At 66.8% G+C, this 19933-nt stretch carries 18 protein-coding genes and 1 tRNA gene; 11 read left to right on the top strand and 8 right to left on the bottom strand.

The window, feature by feature from the left end; all coding sequences use genetic code 11:
* The first annotated feature begins 21 nt into the window (after window positions 1-21).
* Entirely contained in the window at window positions 22-1377 is a 1356-nt protein-coding gene (locus ACZY0X_RS29345) for a hypothetical protein (RefSeq protein WP_463775414.1), read from the top strand.
* A gap of 86 nt (window positions 1378-1463) precedes the next feature.
* Here ACZY0X_RS29345 and ACZY0X_RS29340 read toward each other — a convergent pair.
* The 4 genes from ACZY0X_RS29340 to ACZY0X_RS29325 all read right to left on the bottom strand — a co-directional run bounded on the left by ACZY0X_RS29340 (window position 1464) and on the right by ACZY0X_RS29325 (window position 3149).
* Window positions 1464-1538 (bottom strand) — tRNA-Val (locus ACZY0X_RS29340).
* A gap of 46 nt (window positions 1539-1584) precedes the next feature.
* Window positions 1585-2049: a peroxiredoxin gene (locus ACZY0X_RS29335; protein ID WP_463775413.1), complete on the bottom strand. Its 465-nt coding sequence runs from the start codon at window positions 2047-2049 to the stop codon at window positions 1585-1587.
* Between the two features lie 7 nt (window positions 2050-2056).
* The gene (locus ACZY0X_RS29330) at window positions 2057-2479 is read right to left on the bottom strand and encodes a DUF3052 domain-containing protein (protein WP_354526214.1); all 423 of its coding nucleotides are present in this window, start codon (window positions 2477-2479) and stop codon (window positions 2057-2059) included.
* A 94-nt stretch (window positions 2480-2573) separates the two neighbouring features.
* Window positions 2574-3149, bottom strand: coding sequence for a hypothetical protein (locus tag ACZY0X_RS29325; RefSeq protein ID WP_463775411.1), 576 nt, complete (start codon window positions 3147-3149; stop codon window positions 2574-2576).
* A 158-nt stretch (window positions 3150-3307) separates the two neighbouring features.
* Here ACZY0X_RS29325 and aceE point away from each other — a divergent pair, with 158 nt between their 5' ends.
* The 7 genes from aceE (at window position 3308) to ACZY0X_RS29290 (ending at window position 12873) form a co-directional block, all read left to right on the top strand.
* A complete protein-coding gene (gene aceE, locus ACZY0X_RS29320; protein ID WP_463775410.1) occupies window positions 3308-6097 on the top strand; it encodes a pyruvate dehydrogenase (acetyl-transferring), homodimeric type in 2790 nt (929 codons plus the stop codon).
* 55 nt (window positions 6098-6152) lie between these two features.
* Window positions 6153-7439, top strand: coding sequence for a PucR family transcriptional regulator (locus ACZY0X_RS29315; protein WP_241404591.1), 1287 nt, complete (start codon window positions 6153-6155; stop codon window positions 7437-7439).
* Between the two features lie 126 nt (window positions 7440-7565).
* Entirely contained in the window at window positions 7566-8495 is a 930-nt protein-coding gene (locus ACZY0X_RS29310; RefSeq protein ID WP_463775408.1) for an ACP S-malonyltransferase, read from the top strand.
* A gap of 76 nt (window positions 8496-8571) precedes the next feature.
* Window positions 8572-8865, top strand: a complete 294-nt coding sequence (acpM, locus tag ACZY0X_RS29305; protein ID WP_463775407.1) for a meromycolate extension acyl carrier protein AcpM — start codon at window positions 8572-8574, stop codon at window positions 8863-8865.
* Window positions 8862-10112: a 3-oxoacyl-ACP synthase KasA gene (kasA, locus tag ACZY0X_RS29300; protein ID WP_463775406.1), complete on the top strand. Its 1251-nt coding sequence runs from the start codon at window positions 8862-8864 to the stop codon at window positions 10110-10112. The genes acpM and kasA overlap by 4 nt, the downstream gene beginning before the upstream one ends.
* 37 nt (window positions 10113-10149) lie before the next feature.
* Entirely contained in the window at window positions 10150-11403 is a 1254-nt protein-coding gene (kasB, locus tag ACZY0X_RS29295) for a 3-oxoacyl-ACP synthase KasB (protein ID WP_463775405.1), read from the top strand.
* Window positions 11404-11451: 48 nt separating this feature from the next.
* On the top strand, window positions 11452-12873 hold the full coding sequence (locus ACZY0X_RS29290; RefSeq protein WP_463775403.1) for an acyl-CoA carboxylase subunit beta: 1422 nt from the start codon (window positions 11452-11454) through the stop codon (window positions 12871-12873).
* A 90-nt stretch (window positions 12874-12963) separates the two neighbouring features.
* Here ACZY0X_RS29290 and ACZY0X_RS29285 read toward each other — a convergent pair whose 3' ends face one another.
* Window positions 12964-13713: an SDR family oxidoreductase gene (locus ACZY0X_RS29285; protein ID WP_463775402.1), complete on the bottom strand. Its 750-nt coding sequence runs from the start codon at window positions 13711-13713 to the stop codon at window positions 12964-12966.
* A gap of 63 nt (window positions 13714-13776) precedes the next feature.
* On the opposite strand from ACZY0X_RS29285, the gene ACZY0X_RS29280 reads away from it, so the two are divergent.
* The gene (locus tag ACZY0X_RS29280) at window positions 13777-14652 is read left to right on the top strand and encodes a LysR family transcriptional regulator (protein ID WP_463775401.1); all 876 of its coding nucleotides are present in this window, start codon (window positions 13777-13779) and stop codon (window positions 14650-14652) included.
* Between the two features lie 2 nt (window positions 14653-14654).
* On the opposite strand, the gene ACZY0X_RS29275 is transcribed toward ACZY0X_RS29280, so the two are convergent.
* Window positions 14655-16214, bottom strand: a complete 1560-nt coding sequence (locus ACZY0X_RS29275) for a glycerol-3-phosphate dehydrogenase/oxidase (protein WP_463775400.1) — start codon at window positions 16212-16214, stop codon at window positions 14655-14657.
* 19 nt (window positions 16215-16233) lie between these two features.
* On the bottom strand, window positions 16234-16818 hold the full coding sequence (locus tag ACZY0X_RS29270) for a TetR/AcrR family transcriptional regulator (RefSeq protein ID WP_463775399.1): 585 nt from the start codon (window positions 16816-16818) through the stop codon (window positions 16234-16236).
* 50 nt (window positions 16819-16868) lie between these two features.
* On the opposite strand from ACZY0X_RS29270, the gene ACZY0X_RS29265 reads away from it, so the two are divergent.
* On the top strand, window positions 16869-18449 hold the full coding sequence (locus ACZY0X_RS29265) for an FAD-binding oxidoreductase (protein WP_463775466.1): 1581 nt from the start codon (window positions 16869-16871) through the stop codon (window positions 18447-18449).
* Window positions 18446-19351: a diacylglycerol kinase gene (locus tag ACZY0X_RS29260; RefSeq protein ID WP_463775397.1), complete on the top strand. Its 906-nt coding sequence runs from the start codon at window positions 18446-18448 to the stop codon at window positions 19349-19351. Before ACZY0X_RS29265 ends, ACZY0X_RS29260 begins: the two co-directional genes overlap by 4 nt.
* Before the next feature lie 16 nt (window positions 19352-19367).
* Here the strand turns inward: ACZY0X_RS29260 and ACZY0X_RS29255 are convergent, their stop codons facing one another.
* Window positions 19368-19880 carry a DUF3145 domain-containing protein gene (locus ACZY0X_RS29255; protein ID WP_463775396.1) on the bottom strand — a complete coding sequence of 171 codons (513 nt, stop codon included), beginning with the start codon at window positions 19878-19880 and terminating at the stop codon, window positions 19368-19370.
* Between the last annotated feature and the right edge of the window lie 53 nt (window positions 19881-19933).

The raw sequence follows: 19933 nt of genomic DNA, 5'->3' as shown, positions 1-19933 counted from the left end.
GGTCGTCAATACGATGGCGATATGTCCACACAGTTAGCGGACGCCGACCCCGGTGATGACGGTTCATCGGGAAGCACCGAGGAGCCCCCGCGCCCCGGCTTCCATGAACGCGACCCATCAGAAATAGCCGACCAGGCCAACCTTGGCGAGAACGGTCTGCTGCAAGTCGAGCGCGTGCAGGACTTCTACCGGCAGATTTTCGAGCTGGTCGAGGATGAAGCGTGGCCCGGCGCACCGGCTGGTCCGCTCGGCGACCAGTGGCGCGGTGTCGGTGGCGCGCAATCGACCTACTACCTGATGAACGTCGCGACGGTGCTGTGGGAGTTGATGCGGAACGCCTCGCCGGGTGTCGGTCGAACGATCACCCAGCGGCTCAAGACGGTGCTCCGACCGACCGACGATCACGCGTATGAGGAGGCGCTGGTCGAACTGGAAATCGGCGGCATGATCGCGAACCGCATCACCCCAGTGCTGCTCGAACCGCTGGTGCCCGACACGTGGAGGCCAAGCCACGGTGAGCAACCGATGTCCCCCGACTATGGGGTGCGGGTGCCCGAAGGACTGGTCACCGTCGAGGTCACGGTGTGGCACTGGGAGGCCTACGCGGCGTGGCACCGGATGAACCAAACGATCAATACTGCGTTGTCGGCACGCATGCTGAAACGTGGCGTGGCACGAAACGTGCGCATCGAGCTTCCGATTGGCTCACCCCAGGAGGCCGTTGAATACCTATGGAGCCATGAGTTCTGCGACCGGGTGTGCGACACCGAGTTCGGCGACATCGTGACTACCGATGGAGTTGCGCCGCGCCCGATCCGAGCATCCTGGCGTCCGATGCTGCACTTCCCAGACCCCGATGACATCGACTGGGATGCCGTCGCCGCCAACGGCGGGTTGCCCTTCGCCGCCGGACCGAACATCGGGCAGATGTTCGGATATTCGATCAACCCATGTATCGGCGACGATGATCGGAATGACGCGCTCGCGTCTCTCCGCAACTCGATCGACCGCAAGAAGCGCCAGCGAGACCCCAACTTGCCGCACTTCGTTGCCCTGGCCTCGACCTTCTCGCAGATTGCGGTGGGGCCGAACGAGTTTGCCGACACTTGGGACGTGTTTGGCCCGCTGATTGAGGAGCGGTTGTGGCCAAATCCCCGATATAGGTGGTTGTCGGGCGTTCTCCACCACCGGCGCAGCCGCGTCGCCCCGCCATCCGACTTCGCGTACTTCAACGACTACAACCCGAACCCGAACGCCGCCATCCCTGCGCCGGACACACTGATGCGCGCACTGACGGGCGAAACCGAGTTCCACCTGATGTGGCAACGGCCCAGGCGTCCCGAAGCGGCACCGTTGCCGTCGGAGAGCACCGCCTAGACCGTAGGCCTATTCTCGGCCTAGCGGGGGGTCGGCGGAACAGACGCCGAGGAACCCGAATACCACTCTTTACATGGCACTTTGGTTGGTGGGCGCGGACGGTATCGAACCGCCGACCGCTGGTGTGTAAAACCAGAGCTCTACCACTGAGCTACACGCCCGTGCTCGGGGGAGGCTACACGTCGAAACGCGTCCCCGAAAAATCCGTCAGCTCCCGCGCAGCGCCGCCAGTGCGTCGGTCCACACCGCTTGGTCGCGCATCTCACCGGGTGACTTCATCTCCGCGAACCTGACGACACCGCCCCGGTCGACGACGAACGTCCCTCGGTTGGGGTAGCCGCTGTCGTCGTTGAACACGCCATAGGCCGACGAGACCTCCCCGTGCGGCCAGAAGTCCGACAGCAGCGGCAGGGTGAAGCCGCTCTGATTCGCCCACACCTTGTGTGTCGGCGGAGGCCCCACCGAGATCGCCAGCGTCTGCGTGTCCGCGTTCTGGTAACTCGCGAGGTTCTCCTGGATCTGCGCCAACTCCCCCTGGCAGACCGGAGTGAACGCCAGCGGAAAGAACACCAGCAGCACGTCGCGATCGTCGCGGAAGGTACGCAGGGATACGGGCTGGCCCGCCTGGTCCTTCAGGGTGAAGTCAGGCGCCAAAGCGCCTGGTTCCAGCATGTCGTCCCTATCGGCGCCCGGCGCTCTTCGACTTCGGCTGCACGAGGCGACTGGCGATCCAGTCACCAAGATTCGCCGAAGACGTCTGCATGAGGCCCGCGGTAGGTGCGGACTCGGCGATCTCCGCCGGCTGCACGTGTCCCGGCTTGCCGGTCTTCGGTGTGATCACCCAGATCACGCCGTCCTCGGCCAGCGGAGTTATCGCATCCATCAGGCGGTCTACGAGGTCACCGTCGTCGTCGCGCCACCACAGCAGCACTACGTCTACGACCTCGTCGGAATCCTCGTCGAGCAGCTCGCTGCCAGAGGCGTCCTCGATATCCGCCCGGATGTCGTCATCGGTGTCTTCGTCCCAGCCAAGCTCCTGGACAACCAGATCCTTTTCTATGCCCAACCTGCTGGCATAGCGCGGCGAATCCGCCGTAACCACCCTGTCCTCCTTCAGCCTGCGGGTATGCACTAGGTGCGTCGGCCCTATAGTCGCACGCTGCGGCCGATGTGCACGTCACAGGCACGCAAGTTGCTCAATATGCAGCGTCGCAGAGACCCAATGCCGCCGCCTGGGAATCGTTGAGTCGGCCGACGGCGGAGTTGAACTCATCCATCCCCGCGTCCTTGCCGACAGCCGCCGCAAGGGCCCTAGCTGCATCAACCCAGCCGGTGAGGGCGGCCTTCAGCTCGGGCGAGAGCGGCTCGGAGATACTGCCCGCCACCTGGTCGGCACTGCGGTTCAGGGCATCGATCGCGGGTACCGCCTTGGCCACCACATCGGGTGCGTTGTCGTTGTAGGCCCCGACGTAGCCGTTGAGCGCCGCGACCGCATCGACGCTGGTGGAACTCAACGCGTCGCAGGCCGTGTGCACCGCCTTCGTCGACGACGACGACTGCCGCTGGGATTCGCGGGCACTCGAGCTGGCCGCGGACTCCTCGCTCGAAGCCGACACCGACGCCCGGTAGACCGGCGGGTCCGCGGCATCCACGGTCGCGTCACCCTGGGTCACGCTCTGGCAGCCGACGACGACCATGAGCAGTCCAGCCGCGCATCCCGCGACAACGCCCACGGCGCGCAGGCGTCCCGCCTGCAGCTTTCCCCCGGTCACGGTCTACAGACGTTACCGGTTTGCCGCCCTCCCTACCGAGTCATGGCATAGGCCAACCCGGGCGCACTTCCGGCGCACGATTGAGGCAGGATGAAGTAGTTCGCGATGACCACCCTCATTGTCGCGAGCAATCGATTCCGCCAAACCAAGGAGCGGCAGTGACAACCGAGTTCGCGCGTCAAGATCTGGCCCAAAACTCTGGCAGCCCAAGCGAACCGGACCGAGTTCGAGTCATACGCGAAGGTGTTGCCTCCTATCTACCCGATATCGACTCCGACGAGACCGCCGAGTGGCTTGAGTCGTTCGACGCCCTGCTCGAGCGGTCCGGCCCGGCCCGGGCCCGATACCTCATGCTGCGGCTTCTGGAGCGCGCCGGCGAACAACGAGTCGCCATCCCCGCACTGACGTCGACCGACTACGTCAACACAATTCCGACCGAACTCGAGCCCTGGTTTCCCGGTGACGAGGACGTCGAGCGCCGCTACCGAGCCTGGATCCGGTGGAACGCCGCGATCATGGTGCACCGCGCGCAGCGGCCGGGTGTCGGTGTGGGCGGCCATATCTCGACATACGCATCGTCGGCCTCGCTCTACGAGGTCGGCTTCAACCACTTCTTCCGAGGCAAGTCCCACCCGGGCGGCGGCGACCAGATCTTCATTCAGGGTCACGCCTCCCCTGGCGCCTACGCCCGCGCATTCCTCGAGGGTCGGCTAACTGCCGACCAACTGGATGGTTTCCGCCAGGAGCACAGCCATCCCGGCGGCGGACTGCCGTCCTACCCGCACCCGCGGCTCATGCCCGACTTCTGGGAGTTCCCCACGGTGTCGATGGGCCTTGGCCCGATGAACGCGATCTATCAGGCCCGGTTCAACCACTACCTGCACGACCGCGGCCTCAAGGACACCTCCAATCAGCACGTGTGGGCGTTCCTCGGTGACGGCGAGATGGACGAGCCGGAGTCTCGCGGCCTCATCCAGGTCGCCGCCAATGAGGGGCTGGACAACCTGACCTTCGTCGTCAACTGCAATCTGCAGCGCCTCGACGGCCCGGTGCGCGGCAACGGCAAGATCATCCAGGAGCTGGAGTCGTTCTTCCGCGGCGCCGGCTGGAACGTCATCAAGGTGGTGTGGGGCCGCGAGTGGGACGCGCTGCTGCACGCCGACCGCGACGGTGCGCTGGTGAACCTGATGAACACCACGCCCGACGGCGACTACCAGACCTACAAGGCCAACGACGGCGGCTACGTCCGCGACCACTTCTTCGGTCGAGACCCCCGGACCAAGGCGCTGGTCGAGCCGATGACCGATCAGGAGATCTGGAACCTCAAGCGCGGCGGGCACGACTACCGCAAGGTGTACGCGGCCTACCGCGCGGCCACCGAGCACAAGGGCCAGCCGACGGTGATCCTGGCCAAGACCATCAAGGGCTACACGCTGGGTGCGCACTTCGAGGGTCGCAACGCCACCCATCAGATGAAGAAGCTGGCGCTGCAGGACCTCAAGAGCTTCCGCGACGCGATCCGGATTCCGGTCACCGACGCGGCGCTGGAGGAGAATCCGTACCTGCCTCCCTACTTCCACCCGGGCCCCAACGCGCCGGAGATTCGCTACATGCTGGATCGGCGACGCACGCTTGGCGGCTTCCTTCCCGAGCGGCGGACCAAGACCAAGCGGCTGAACCTGCCGCCAACCGAGACCTACAAGGCACTGAAGAAGGGTTCGGGCAACCAGGAGGTCGCCACCACCATGGCGACGGTCCGTACCTTCAAGGAGTTGTTGCGGGACAAGGAGATCGGCAAGCGGATCGTGCCGATCATCCCCGACGAGGCGCGCACCTTCGGGATGGACTCGTGGTTCCCGTCCTTGAAGATCTACAACCGCAACGGCCAGCTGTACACCGCCGTGGACGCCGAACTGATGTTGGCGTACAAGGAAAGTGAAATCGGGCAGATCCTGCACGAGGGCATCAACGAGGCCGGATCGACCGCGTCCTTCACCGCCGTGGGCACCTCCTACGCCACCCACGACGAGCCGATGATCCCGATCTACATCTTCTACTCGATGTTCGGGTTCCAGCGCACCGGCGACGGGTTCTGGGCAGCTGCCGATCAGATGGCCCGTGGCTTCGTCCTCGGCGCCACCGCGGGACGCACGACGCTCACCGGTGAGGGGCTGCAGCACGCCGACGGCCACTCGCTTCTGCTGGCGTCGACCAATCCGGCTGTGGTGACCTACGATCCGGCGTTCGCCTACGAGATCGCCCACATCGTCGAGAACGGCCTGGAGCGGATGTTCGGCGACACGCCGGAGAACGTCTTCTTCTACATCACCATCTACAACGAGCCCTACATCCAGCCGGCCGAGCCGGAGAACTTCGACCCCGAGGGCGTGTTGCGCGGCATCTACCGCTTCCGCGCGGCGAAGGAGAAGCGCAGCAACGTCGCGCAGATCCTGGCCTCGGGTGTCGCGATGCCCGAGGCGCTGCGCGCAGCCGACATGCTGGCCGCCGACTGGGACGTCGCAGCCGATGTCTGGTCGGTGACGAGTTGGGGTGAGCTCAACCGTGACGGCGTGGCGGTCGACAGGGAGGCGCTGCGCCATCCCGACCGAGAGGCCGGCCAGGCCTATCTGACGAAGGTGCTGGGCTCCACCGTCGGACCGGCCATCGCGGTCTCGGACTGGATGCGCGCGGTGCCCGAGCAGATTCGGCCGTGGGTGCCCAACACCTATGTCACGCTGGGTACCGACGGATTCGGCTTCTCCGACACCCGGCCGGCCGCGCGGCGCTACTTCAACACCGACGCCGAGTCGGTCGTGGTGGCGGTGCTCGAAGCACTGGCCCGCGACGGTGAGATCGACCCCTCGGTCGCCGTCGCGGCGGCCAAGCAGTACCGCATCGATGACGTGCTGGCTGCCGGGGTCTCCTTCAAGGACACCGGCAGCGCCTGAGGGCGGGTTCCCCGGTTTGTAGGAAACTGCCAGACGAGGCGCGTATCTTTTAGGGATGACCGACAAACTGCCCGACGCGGCGCGGTCGTCGCTCGAGCTGCTGGACTCCGTCCCAGAGGCCCTGCTGCGCCGTGTGAAGCAGTACTCGGGGCGGTTGGCCACCGAGGCCGTCCACGTGATGGGAGAACGGCTGCCGTTCTTCGCCGACCTCGAGGCGTCTCAGCGCGCCAGCGTCCAGCTCGTCGTCCAGACGGCGTTGGTGAACTTCGCCGAGTGGATGCGCAACCCACGCGGCGACGTCGGGCTGACCGCCGATGCGTTCGCCCTGGTTCCTCAGGAGCTCACCCGGCGGATCGCGCTACGGCAGACCGTGGACATGGTGCGGGTCACGATGGAGCACTTCGAGGAAGCCGTGCCGATGCTGGCCCGCAACGACGACCAGATGACGGCACTCACCGTGGGCATCCTGCGCTACAGCCGCAACCTCGCGTTCGCCGCGGCATCGGGATACGCCGATGCCGCGGAGTCGCGCGGCGCCTGGGACACCAGAATGGAGGCCAACGTCGTCGACGCCGTTGTGCGAGGTGACGTCGGACCGGAACTCTCGTCGCAGGCGGCCGCGCTGAACTGGGATGCCACCGCGCCCGCCACTGTCCTGGTCGGCCTGCCGCAACCCGGACGGATCGACTACACCAGCGAGGACATCCACGCGATCGTCGCGGCACACGGCCGCAGCGCACTGACCGACGTGCACGGCACATGGCTGGTGGCCATCGTGTCGGGCCGCCTGTCCCCCACCGACAAGTTCCTCAACGAACTGCTCGAGGTCTTCTCCGACGGACCGGTCGTGATCGGGCCTGTGGCGTCCTCACTCTCCGCGGCGCACTACAGCGCCGCCGAGGCCATTGCCGGCATGAACGCCGTCGCCGGGTGGAGCGGCGCGCCGCGGCCCGTCACCGCCCGCGAACTACTGCCCGAGCGCGCGCTGCTGGGCGACCCGTCAGCAATCTCCGCACTGGACACCGACGTCATGCGCCCACTGGCCGACGCCGGACCCGCGCTCGCCGAAACACTGGACGCGTACCTCGATTCCGGGGGCGCCATAGAGGCTTGCGCACGCAAATTGTTCGTTCATCCAAACACCGTGCGCTACCGGCTCAAACGGATCGCGGACTTCACCGGGCGAGATCCGACCCTGCCGCGGGATGCCTATGTACTGCGCGTTGCCACCACCGTGGGCCGACTCGGCCGTCATGGATCACACACCAACTCGTTAAATGGTGGTATGGCCCCGCCGATCCGCCCTCGCGCGGGCACATCTGCCCCCACCGTCCTCGGCTGAAGGTCGCGGTCAGATATCGAACGTGTCGCTTCACATGCGGTTTTGTGGACTACCTACAAAAACATAAGACGAGGTTCATAATCTCTTACACCGCGGAAACCCGTCTTCACAGTGTTCTCTTAATTCGTGCCTAAAGACACGCTTGCTCTGCTTGCCCCCGGCCAGGGGTCTCAGACCCCCGGCATGCTCGAGCCGTGGCTCGCACTGGCCGGCACCGCTGAGCGTCTCGCGACCTGGTCCGAGATCAGCGGCCTGGACCTCACGACCCTCGGCACCACGGCGACCGCCGACGAGATCACCGACACCGCGGTCACACAGCCGCTGGTGGTCGCGGCGACGCTGCTGGCCTACGAGGAACTGACCAAGCGCGGCCTGTTGTCGGGAGCCCCGACCGTCGTGGCCGGACACTCCGTCGGCGAGATCGCGGCGTACGCCATCGCCGGCGTCATCTCCGCAGACGACGCCGTCAGGCTCGCCGCCATCCGCGGCGCCGAGATGGCCAAGGCCTGTGCAGTCGAGCCGACCGGTATGGCCGCGGTTCTCGGTGGCGACGAGACCGAGGTGCTCGCACGCCTCGAAGCACTGGACCTCGTGCCGGCCAACCGCAACGCCGCGGGCCAGATCGTCGCCGCGGGTGCACTGTCCGCGCTGGACAAGCTGATCGAGGATCCTCCCGCCAAGGCCCGTGTCCGCAAGCTGGCCACCGCCGGCGCGTTCCACACCCGCTACATGGCCTCGGCGCTGGACGGCTACGCCGCTGCCGCCGAGCGCGTCAGCACCAATGAGCCCACCACCACCCTGCTGTCCAACGCCGACGGTCAACCCGTGACCTCAGCCGACGACGCCATGACCAAGCTGGTGGCCCAGCTGACCAAGCCGGTCCGCTGGGACCTGTGCACCGAGTACCTGCGCAACGCCGCCCAGGGCCCGGTCGCCGCGATCATCGAGTTCCCGCCCGCCGGGACCCTCACCGGGATCGCGAAACGAGAGCTTCGGGGAGTACCGACGCACGCCGTCAAGACCCCCGCAGACCTGGACGGGCTCGCCGAGCTCTAACCAGTACAACCGCAAGACATTCATTCCCGCCCTCCACCGTGGAGCGCGGGACACCGAAGAGATAGAAGGAGCCATCGTGGCCGCCAATCAGCAGGAAATCATCGCCGGACTTGCCGAGATCATCGAAGAGGTCACGGGCATCGAGCCCTCCGAGGTCACCCCTGAGAAGTCGTTCGTCGACGACCTGGACATCGACTCGCTGTCGATGGTTGAGATCGCGGTGCAGACCGAGGACAAGTACGGCGTGAAGATCCCCGACGAGGACCTCGCGGGTCTGCGCACCGTCGGAGACGTCGTCGCCTACATCCAGAAGCTCGAGGAAGAGAACCCCGAGGCCGCCGCCGCACTGCGCGATAAGTTCACCCAGTGACCAGGCCTTCCACTGCTAACGGCGGTTTCCCCAACGTCGTCGTGACCGCCGTCACGGCGACCACGTCGATTGCTCCGGACATCGAGAGCACGTGGAAGGGTCTGCTTGCAGGCGAGAGCGGCATCCGCGTCCTCGAGGACGAGTTCGTCGACAAGTGGGACCTCGCCGTGAAGATCGGTGGGCACCTCAAGGAGCCGCTCGATCCGCTGATGAGTCGACTGGATATGCGACGCATGTCGTATGTCCAGCGGATGTCGAAGTACCTCGGCAACCAGCTCTGGGAGTCCGCGGGTAGCCCCGAGGTCGACCCGGATCGGTTCTCGGTGGTCATCGGAACCGGACTCGGTGGCGGCGAGAAGATCGTCGAGATGTACGACGCGATGAACCACGGCGGGCCCCGCAAGGTGTCCCCGCTCGCGGTTCAGATGGTCATGCCCAACGGTGCCGCCGCTGTCGTCGGCCTGGAACTCGGGGCACGCGCCGGGGTCATCACCCCCGTGTCGGCCTGTTCCTCGGGTTCGGAGGGCATTGCACACGCGTGGCGACAGATCGTCATGGGTGACGCCGACATCGCCGTCTGTGGCGGCGTGGAAGGCACCATCGAGGCGCTGCCGATCGCGGCGTTCTCGATGATGCGGGCCATGTCGACTCGCAATGACGATCCGGAAGCGGCTTCGCGTCCGTTCGACAAGGACCGTGATGGGTTCGTGTTCGGCGAGGCGGGTGCGCTCATGGTCATCGAGACCGAGGAGCACGCCAAGGCTCGTGGCGCCAAGCCGCTGGCCAGGCTGCTGGGCGCGGGCATCTCCTCCGATGCCTTCCACATGGTGGCTCCGGCACCGGACGGCCTGCGGGCCGCTCACGCGATGAAGCGGGCGATGGAGACGGCGGGCCTCTCGCCGACGGACATCAACCACGTCAACGCGCACGCCACGTCCACCTCGATCGGTGACGTCGCCGAGGCAAACGCCATCCGGGAAGCCGGAGTGCAACACGCCGCGGTGTACGCACCGAAGTCAGCATTGGGGCACTCCATCGGCGCCGTCGGCGCACTGGAGTCCATCCTCACAGTGCTCGCACTGCGGGATGGCGTCATCCCACCGACACTGAACTACGAGACACCCGACCCCGAGATCGATCTCGATGTCGTCGCGGGTGAGCCTCGAAATGGCGACTACCAGTACGCCATCAACAACTCGTTCGGTTTCGGTGGACACAATGTCGCTCTAGCCTTCGGGCGCTACTGATCATCTTCAGGCGTAGAGGGGAACGTTCGGAGCAGTAATGGCAGGGTTGACTACAGGCAGCGGTTTCCCCAACGTGGTCGTCACGGGTTACGCCATGACGACCGCGTTGGCGACCGATGCCGACAGCACCTGGAAGCGGCTACTGGACGGCGAGAGCGGCATCCGCACGTTGACTGACCCGTTCGTCGAGCTGTACGACCTACCGGTTCGCATCGGTGGCCACCTCCTGGAGGACTTCGACAGCGACCTGACCCCCGCGGAGCAGAGTCACCTCTCGTACCTGCAGAAGATGTCCACCGTCATCGGTAGGCGGGCCTGGGCGCACGCTGGTGCACCCGAGGTCGACACCCGTCGTCTGATGGTGTCGATCGGCACCGGAATCGGCAGCAGTGAGGAACTGCTGTTCGCCTATGACGATTTGCGGGAGAAGGGCTACAAGGCCGTATCCCCGCTGGCCGTGCAGACGTACATGCCCAATTCGCCTGCGGCGGTGGTTGGTCTCGAGCGCAATGCCAGGGCCGGCATCGTGACGCCGGTCTCGGCGTGCGCGTCGGGGTCCGAGGGCATCGCGAACGCATGGCGCAGCATCGTGCTCGGCGAGGCAGACATCGCCATCTGCGGTGGCGTGGAGACCAAGATCGAAGCGGTGCCCATCGCCGGGTTCGCCCAGATGCGCATCGTGCTCTCCACCACTAATGAAGATCCGGCGGGTGCCTGTCGTCCGTTCGACAGGGATCGCAACGGTTTCGTCTTCGGCGAGGGCGGCGCGCTTCTGGTCATCGAGACCGAGGACCACGCAAAGGCGCGTGGCGCGAACATTCTGGCCCGACTGATGGGTGCCAGCGTCACCTCGGACGGCTACCACATCGTGGCGCCCGATCCGACCGGTGGCCAAGCAGGACACGCGATGACCCGGGCGATCCAACTCGCCGGGCTCACGCGAGATGACATCGACCACGTCAACGCCCACGCGACCGGAACCTCGGTTGGGGACGTGGCCGAGGGCAAGGCCATCAACAATGCCCTGGGTAGCAACAGGCCCGCGGTCTACGCGCCGAAGTCGGCGTTGGGCCACTCCGTCGGCGCCGTCGGCGCGGTGGAGTCCATCCTGACCGTGCTGGCGTTGCGAGACGGAGTCGTCCCGCCGACGTTGAACCTGCGAAACCTCGATCCGGAGATTGATCTGGACGTCGTCGCCGGGGAACCACGAACGGGCAATTACCAGTACGCGATCAACAATTCGTTCGGATTCGGCGGGCACAACGTTGCGCTCGTCTTCGGGAAGCACTGACTTCTCACGAAGGCGCACGCCGAAGTTCGACGGTTACAGGAGGTTTCGATGACGATCATGGCCCCAGAGACGGCTGCTGAGTCGCTCGACCCGCGCGATCCGCTACTGCGGCTGAGCACGTTCTTCGACGACGGCACCGTTGAGCTGCTGCACGAGCGCGACAAGTCCGGCGTGCTGTCGGCCGCAGGCAACGTCAATGGTGTGCGCACCGTCGCGTTCGCCACGGACGGCACCGTCATGGGTGGTGCGATGGGCATCGAGGGCTGCAAGCACATCGTCAATGCCTACGACACCGCCATCGAGGAGCAGAGCCCGATCGTTGGCATCTGGCACTCTGGCGGCGCGCGGCTGGCCGAGGGCGTCAAGGCGCTCCACGCAGTGGGCCTGGTCTTCGAGGCCATGATCCGCGCCTCGGGCTACGTCCCGCAGATCTCCATCGTGGTGGGGTTCGCAGCGGGCGGCGCGGCCTACGGTCCCGCATTGACGGACGTCGTGATCATGGCGCCCGAGGGCCGGGTCTTCGTCACCGGACCCGACATCGTGCGCAGCGTCACCGGCGAGGACGTCGACATGGCGTCGCTCGGCGGCCCCGACACTCACCACAAGAAGTCGGGCGTGTGCCACATCGTCGCCACCGACGAACTCGACGCCTATGCGCGCGGCCAGCGTCTGGTCGGACTGTTCAGCCAGCAGGGTCACTTCGACCGCAGCAAGGCCGAGGCCGGCGACACCGACCTGCATGCCCTGCTGCCGGATTCGCCGCGCCGGGCCTATGACGTGCACCCGTTGATCGACGCGCTGCTTGACGCTGGCACCCCGTTCGAGGAGTTTCAGGCCAAGTGGGCGCCGTCGATGGTGGTCGGGCTGGGCCGCCTCGCCGGTCGCTCCGTTGGCGTGCTGGCCAACAACCCGCTGCGCCTCGGTGGCTGCCTGAACTCCGAAAGCGCCGAGAAGGCAGCACGTTTCGTGCGTCTGTGCGACGCGTTCGGCATTCCCCTGATCGTGATCGTCGACGTGCCCGGCTACCTGCCCGGTGTGGACCAGGAGTGGGGCGGCGTGGTTCGCCGCGGCGCCAAGCTGCTGCACGCCTTCGGCGAGGCGACGGTCCCCCGCGTCACCCTGGTGACCCGAAAGATCTACGGCGGGGCCTACATCGCGATGAACTCCCGCTCGCTCGGCGCCACCAAGGTGTTCGCCTGGCCGGATGCCGAGGTCGCCGTGATGGGTGCCAAGGCAGCGGTCGGCATCCTGCACAAGCGCACTCTGGCCGCCGCCGCGCCCGAGGATCGGGACGCCCTGCACGAGGAGTTGGCCCTCGAACACGAACGGATCGCCGGTGGTGTGGACAGCGCCGTCGAGATCGGTGTCGTCGACGAGAAGATCGACCCGGCGCACACCCGAAGCGTGGTGACTCAGGCTCTCGCCGAGGCACCTGCGCGCCGCGGCCGGCACAAGAACATCCCGCTGTAATCTGCCTGCGGCGCTAGCCGCGAGCAGTCGCAAACTCCCCTGATACCCGGTGTATCAGGGGAGTTTGTGTCTGCTCGGCAGGACAGAGTCTCAGCGTGTCGTGTAGCCGCCGTTGGCGAATATCGTCTGACCGTTGATCCAGTGCCCATCCCCGGCGAGGAACACGACCAACGGGGCGATGTCGGAGATATCGGTGAGCCGGTTGCCCATCGCCTGCGATTTGTGGAACTCGGCGCGTTCCGGCGTCTCCTGCGGGTAGAAGAAGGGTGTGTCCATGGGCCCTGGTGCGACGTTGTTGACGTTGATGCCACGCACGCCGAACTCCTTTGATGCGGCGCGGGTGAAGTGCTCCACCGGGCTCTTGGCACCCGCGTACGTCGAATAGCCGTCGGTGTAGGCCGCCAACAGCGATGTCACGATGGATATCACCGACCCGTTGTCATTGAGTCGTTTGCCAGCCTCCTGGAGGAAGAAGTAGGCGGCCTTCGAGTTGATGTCGAACATCGAATCATATTCGGCTTCAGTGGTTTCCGCGATCGGCTTACGGAGCACCTTGCCTACGGTGTTGACCGCGATGTCGACCCCACCGAAGGCCCCGACTGCCGCGTCGAAGAGCGCGGTGACGTTGGCCGGTTTGGTCAGGTCGCCCTGCACCTTGATCGCTCGCGCTCCCGCAGCCTCGACGGCGGCGACGGTGCTGTTTGCATCGGCTGCGCTCGAGTCGCTGTTGTAGTGCACCGCTACGTTGACTCCCCTCTTGGCGAGGGTGGTGCTGACCAGTCCACCGAGATTCTTGGCTCCGGCGGCGACGACTGCTGACTTGCCTGCGAGTTCGCTCATACCTCGACGCTAACGACCCATTTCACAAATGAAAAACACGACAATCCGATGTTTTCACAAGTAATGTTTGTAGTTGTGATACCTGATCTTCGGCGGCTCCAGCAGTTCATCGCCGTCGCTGAGGCAGGCAGCTTCACCCGCGCCGCGGTCGAACTGCACCTGAGCCAGCAGGCGTTGAGCAGCTCGGTAAGGCAGCTCGAATCTGAACTGGGCACAACGTTGTTCAACCGCGAGGGCCGCCGCATCTCGTTGACCCCCGCCGGTCGTGCGTTGCTCCACGAGGGGCGACCACTTCTAGCGGCAGCTCACACGATCGGCGACCACGTCCGGCTCGCCGCTGTCGACCAGCAGGCCTGGACCGTGGGGCACAGTCCCGCACTCAGCGGGGCTGAGGTCTACGCCCTCCTCGAGCCGGCGATCGATGCGTTCCCCGAGGTGTCGTTCACCCTGCGACAGATGTATCCCGACCTTCTCACGGAGGCAGTGCTCAACGGGACCATCCAGCTCGGACTGCGACGCGGCGTCGTCCCGACAGGAGAATTCGCAGCGGCCGTCATCGGATATCACCGAGTGCGCGTGGCGATTCCATCAGATCACCGGTTCGCAGCGGTGTCGAGCGTCGATATCACCGACCTCAAGGGTGAGCGGCTCGCGTTGTGGGCGCCGCCGGGTGCGTCGTACTTCACCGACTTCCTGATGGGTGCATGCCGACGCGCGGGATTCGAGCCGGACTACGTCGTCAGTCGCGTCCAGGGTGCCGCGATGGTGGCGGCTCCCCTCACAACTGGCGCCATCGCCCTGGTCACCGCAGACACAGGATTGGCGATGCAGGGTCGAATCACCGTTGTCGACCTCGAACCGCCGTTGCTCGTGCCGGTTCAGGCGATCTGGCAACGCCACACCGTCTCCGCGGTGCGAGACGCGCTGATCAACGCCTAACCTCAGCCGCGTGTAAGGCCTGCGAACTCCTCCGCGGCCGGCACGGCGCGCTCGCGGTCGCCGGCGACCAGGCCGATGCGGGTGCGCCGGTCGAGGATGTCATCGACGCTCAGCGCACCCTCGTGGGTGACGGCGTACTCGAATTCGGCTCGGATGACGTCGATTCCATCGGCCACGGGTGCCGTGGGCCGATCGCAGGTCGCCCGGGCGATCACGTTGGGCGCCTCCGCACCGTAGCGGGCGACCAGCGACGAGGGCATCGCCGCGGGCAGTTCGGCCGGCGAGCGCAGGGTCGACACCGGGTTGGCGGGTGCGCCGACCAGGGGCAGGTTGCGCGTCCGGCAGGGTCCGGCGTCCAGTCCGCGCAGTGCGGCGGCGCGGTCGAGGACATCCTGGGCCATGTACCGGTACTCGGTGAGCTTGCCGCCGATGACGCTGATGACGCCATTGGCGGACTCGACGACGGCGTGCTCACGCGACACGTCGGCGGTGTGGCCCGATCCGGAGTCGATAAGTGGCCGCAGACCGGCGTACGCGCCGATCACGTCATCGCGAGTCAGCGCGACGTCGAGGGCCGTGTTGACGGTGTCGAGCAGGAACGTGGTCTCCTCCGCTGTCGGCTGCGGCACGTCCGGGATCGGCCCCGGCGCATCCTCGTCGGTGAGCCCCAGGTAGACCCGGCCGAGCTGCTCGGGCATCGCGAAGACGAAGCGATTGATCGCACCGGGAATCGGAATCGTCAGGGCCGCAGTCGGATTACCGAACGTCGCGGCGTCGAACACCAGGTGGGTGCCGCGGCTGGGCCGCAGCCGGATGGCGGTGTCAACGTCACCCGCCCACACGCCCGCGGCGTTGATCACCGCGCGCGCCCGCAGGTCGACGGTTTCACCGGTCAGTTCATCGGTCAACCGCACCGACGTCCCGGTGGCCTCCGACGCGGCGACCCGCGTGAGGATGCGCGCACCGTTCTGCGCGGCGGTGCGCGCCACCGCCGCGACCAGGCGGGCGTCATCGATCAGCTGTCCGTCATGAGCCAGGAGGCCGCCCTGCAGACCGGCGCGGCGCACGGTCGGAGCCAGCTCCACGGCACGGCGGGCGTCGATACGACGCGAACGCGGCAGGGTCGCCGCAGGCGTGCCAGCGAGCTTGCGAAGCCCATCCCCCGCAACGAAACCGACGCGCACCAACGCCCGTGACGCGGCGTTCATCGACGGCAGCAGCGGAACGAGTTGCGGCATCGACTTGACCAGATGAGGGGCGTTGCGCGTCATCAGGATTCCCCGCTCGATGGCGCTGCGGCGAGCGATGCCGACATTGCCGGTGGCCAGGTAGCGCAGCCCGCCGTGCACCAGCTTCGAACTCCACCGACTGGTCCCGAACGCGAGGTCGTGCTTCTCCACCAGCACCACCGACAGGCCCCGGGTGGCGGCGTCGAGCGCGATGCCGGTGCCGGTGATGCCGCCGCCGATGACGACGACGTCGACGGTCTCGCCGTCGCCGAGTGCCGCGAGGTCGGCGGCGCGGCGGGCGGCAGACAGGGCAGTCACAGTGCCGATTCCCATGTCGCTTCGCTCCTTCTGGTCATGGCTTGAGGTATCCGTTCAGGGCGTGCGCCAGCTCGGTGGCCAGCGGCTCGGTGTCGAGGATCGGCCTGATCAGGTCGGCCGACAGGATGGTGGACTGGGCGATCAGCAGGCTCATCGCGGCGAGTTCGCGGGCGTCACCGGATCGGACGGTGCCCTCGTCCTGGGCGGACTTGATCTCGCCTGCGACGGTGTCGAGCAGGATCTGCTGGCTGGTGCCCAGCCGCTCGGACAGGTACACCATCGCCATGTCCGGCGCCTGGTGTAGGACGGCCATCATGACCTCATCGCGCCGCAGCAGATCGGCCACCCCGACGACACGTGCGACCAGCAGTTCGCGGCCCACGCCGCCAGACGGCACGGCGTCGAGCGCACGGGTGATCCGCAGCGTGAGCAGGGCGGCCAGGATCGAGCGGGTATCGGGAAACCGCCGGTAAACCGTGGGCCGGCTGATGCCGGCGCGGCGGGCGATCTCGGCGAGGGTCACGCGGTCAACGCCGTAGGAGAGCACGCAGCTCGCGGCGGCGTCGAGGATGCGATCGCCGACCGGTTCCGCCATGTCATCGTTACTGATTGACATCATCTGTAATACTGTAACGCATGACTCGATCGGACGACCAGATGCTGCCCCCGATGTCGTGGAACGCGTGGGGTGACCCCGCCGCCGCCAAGCCGCTCTCCGACGGCATTCGCACCCTTCTGAACCAGGCCCTGGGCGTGGAGGCCATCGCGGGCACCGAACTGACGGCCGAGGAGGTCCGGTTGCGGCCGTCGGCACTGTCGGCCGCTGACGCGAAGGCTCTGATCGCCATAGTCGGTGAGGCGCACTGTGTCTCCGACGACATCGGCAGGCTGCTGCGCGCCGGAGGAAAGTCGACACTCGACCTGTTGCGCCGCAGGGATACCGGAGTCCAGGACGCACCCGATGCGGTGCTGCTGCCCGGCGACGAGGACGAGGTGGCCGCCGTGTTGTCGTTGTGCGCGCAGCGCAGCATCGCGGTCGTACCGTTCGGTGGCGGCACCAGCGTCGTCGGCGGACTCGACCCGCTACGGGGTGACTTCAAGGCCGTCGTCTCGCTCGACCTCCGACGTCTCGACCAACTGCACGGCCTCGACGAGGTGTCGGGTGAGGCTGAACTCGGCGCTGGTGTAACCGGTCCCGACGCCGAACGCCTCCTCGGCGCACGCGGTTTCTCGCTCGGCCACTTTCCGCAGAGCTTCCAGTTCGCCACCATCGGCGGGTTCGCCGCGACGCGGTCCTCAGGCCAGGACTCCGCGGGCTACGGGAGATTCGACGATATGGTCCGGGGCCTGCGCGTGGTGACACCGGCGGGTGTGCTCGACCTGGGCCGCGCCCCGGCATCTGCGGCGGGTCCCGATCTGCGCCAGTTGATCCTCGGATCCGAGGGCGTCTTCGGCGTCATCACCCGGGTACGCGTTCGCGTGCACCCCGTCCCCGAGGCCACCCGCTACGAGGCCTGGTCCTTCCCCGACTTCGCCACCGGCGCCGCCGCGCTGCGGGCAGTCGCGCAGACCGGCACCGGACCGACGGTGATCCGGCTGTCCGACGAGGCCGAGACCGGCGTCAACCTCGCCACCACCGACAACATCGGCGAGCAGTCGATCACCGGTGGCTGCCTAGCGATCACGGTCTTCGAGGGCACCGCAGCGCATGCCGACAGCAGGCACGCCGAGACGCGTGCACTGCTCGAGAGCCAGGGTGCGACGTCACTCGGTGAGGGTCCGGCACGCGCGTGGGAGCACGGCAGATTCGGAGCGCCCTACCTCCGAGACTCGCTGCTGTCGGCAGGCGCCCTGTGCGAGACCCTTGAGACGGCGGTCAACTGGGACCGCGTGCCCGCACTCAAGGCCGCCGTCACCGAGGCGCTCACCACCTCGCTGGCCGAATCCGGCACTCCAGCTCTGGTGCTGTGCCACATTTCCCATGTGTATCCCACCGGGGCGTCCCTGTACTTCACCGTCGTCGCCGGGCAGCGGGGCAACCCGATCGAGCAGTGGCGCAAGGCGAAGCAGGCGGCATCGGACGCGATGGTCAGCTGCGGCGCGACGATCACGCACCATCACGCCGTCGGCGCCGATCACCGGCCGTGGATGCGCGACGAGATCGGCGACCTCGGCGTCGAGGTGCTGCGCGCCGTCAAGGCGGTGCTCGACCCCGCCGGAATCCTGAACCCGGGCAAGCTGATCCCGTGACCCGCACACCACCGGGCCGCGTCACCGTGCTGACCAACCCCGCATCGGGGCACGGCAGCGCGCCGCACGCGGCCGAGCGGGCGGTGGCGCGATTCCAGCAGCGCGGTGTCGACGTCTGCGCGATCGTCGGGCACGACGCCGCCCACGCCCGTCGACTGCTCGACGAGGAACTCGCGCGTGGCACCGATGCCCTGGTGGTCATCGGGGGTGACGGCATCGTGTCGGTGGCCCTGCAGGCGTTGGCGCTCGGCGATGTTCCGCTGGGCATCATCCCTGCCGGCACTGGCAATGACCACGCCCGCGAATTCGGCTTGCCGACAGACAATCCCGCGGCAGCCGCCGATATCGTGCTCGACGGCAGAGCCGAGACCATCGACCTCGGTCGCATCCGCGGCACCGATGGAACCGACCGGTGGTTCGGCACCGTGATGGCCGCCGGATTCGACTCGCTGGTCACCGACCGGACCAACCGCATGACGTGGCCGCACGGACGGATGCGCTACAACCTGGCCATGATCGCCGAGCTGTCCAAGCTGCGCCTCCTGCCGTTCCGGCTGACCTTCGACGGCGGCGAGGAACTCGCCATCGACCTCACCCTGGCGGCGTTCGGAAACACCCGCAGCTACGGCGGCGGCATGCTGATCACCCCGGGCGCCGACCACTCCGACGGCATGCTGGACGTGACGATGGTGCAGTCGGCCTCGCGCACCAAGCTGATCCGACTGTTCCCGACGGTGTTCAAGGGCACCCACGTCAACCTCGACGCGGTGCGCACGGAACGCGCCAAGGTGATCACCGTCGAGTGCCCCGGCATAAACGCCTATGCCGACGGGGAATTCGTCTGCCCGCTGCCTGTCGAGGTGTCCGCGGTGCCGGGCGCGCTGACGATCCTGCGGCCGTAGTCCCGTCGCTAGGGGATCAGCCGACGCCGCGGTTGAGCCAGGTCATCTCGCCGGTGTCGCCGCCGCCACGATAGGGCTCCAGCGCTTCGTCCCACGCCGTGCCGAGCACCGTGTCGAGTTCGGAGGCAAGCGTCTCCGCGCCCGAGTTCATCAGACCGCGCAGGCGCATCTCGCCGACCATCACATCACCGTTGGCGCTCATGGCGCCGTTCCACAGACCGAGCTGAGGAGTGTGGCACCAGCGGTGCCCGTCCACTCCCTCACTCGGGTCCTCGGTGACCTCGAAGCGCAGCACCGACCACGACCTCAGGGCATTGGCCAGCGACGCACCGGTGCCCACCGGGCCGATCCAGTTGGTGACCGCGCGCAACTGGCCAGGCATGGCCGGTTGCGCCGTCCACTTCAGGTTCGCTCGCGCCGACAGGGTCGACGAAAGCGCCCACTCGACATGTGGGCATACCGCCGCGGGTGAGGCGTGCACGTACACCACACCTGTCGTCGCGTCGGCGAATTGGTTCGACGCACGCATACTCTGCTCCTTCGGCTCCACCTGGGACGTCTTCCCCAACGGCCTGGCGTTAC

Source organism: Mycobacterium sp. IDUB_39 (assembly GCF_055419205.1).
The sequence above is the reverse complement of the archived record's forward strand: the minus strand, read 5'-3'. Positions and strand labels throughout refer to the sequence as shown.

Bases quoted from the DNA above. Each gene is read 5' to 3' on its own strand.
- ACZY0X_RS29345 (WP_463775414.1), top strand. From the start codon at position 22: ATGTCCACACAGTTAGCGGACGCCGACCCCGGTGATGACGGTTCATCG.
- ACZY0X_RS29335 (WP_463775413.1), bottom strand. From the start codon at position 2,049: ATGCTGGAACCAGGCGCTTTGGCGCCTGACTTCACCCTGAAGGACCAG.
- ACZY0X_RS29315 (WP_241404591.1), top strand. From the start codon at position 6,153: ATGACCGACAAACTGCCCGACGCGGCGCGGTCGTCGCTCGAGCTGCTG.
- kasB (WP_463775405.1), top strand. From the start codon at position 10,150: ATGGCAGGGTTGACTACAGGCAGCGGTTTCCCCAACGTGGTCGTCACG.
- ACZY0X_RS29290 (WP_463775403.1), top strand. From the start codon at position 11,452: ATGACGATCATGGCCCCAGAGACGGCTGCTGAGTCGCTCGACCCGCGC.
- ACZY0X_RS29285 (WP_463775402.1), bottom strand. From the start codon at position 13,713: ATGAGCGAACTCGCAGGCAAGTCAGCAGTCGTCGCCGCCGGAGCCAAG.
- ACZY0X_RS29280 (WP_463775401.1), top strand. From the start codon at position 13,777: ATGTTTGTAGTTGTGATACCTGATCTTCGGCGGCTCCAGCAGTTCATC.
- ACZY0X_RS29275 (WP_463775400.1), bottom strand. From the start codon at position 16,214: ATGGGAATCGGCACTGTGACTGCCCTGTCTGCCGCCCGCCGCGCCGCC.
- ACZY0X_RS29270 (WP_463775399.1), bottom strand. From the start codon at position 16,818: ATGATGTCAATCAGTAACGATGACATGGCGGAACCGGTCGGCGATCGC.
- ACZY0X_RS29265 (WP_463775466.1), top strand. From the start codon at position 16,869: ATGTCGTGGAACGCGTGGGGTGACCCCGCCGCCGCCAAGCCGCTCTCC.
- ACZY0X_RS29255 (WP_463775396.1), bottom strand. From the start codon at position 19,880: ATGCGTGCGTCGAACCAATTCGCCGACGCGACGACAGGTGTGGTGTAC.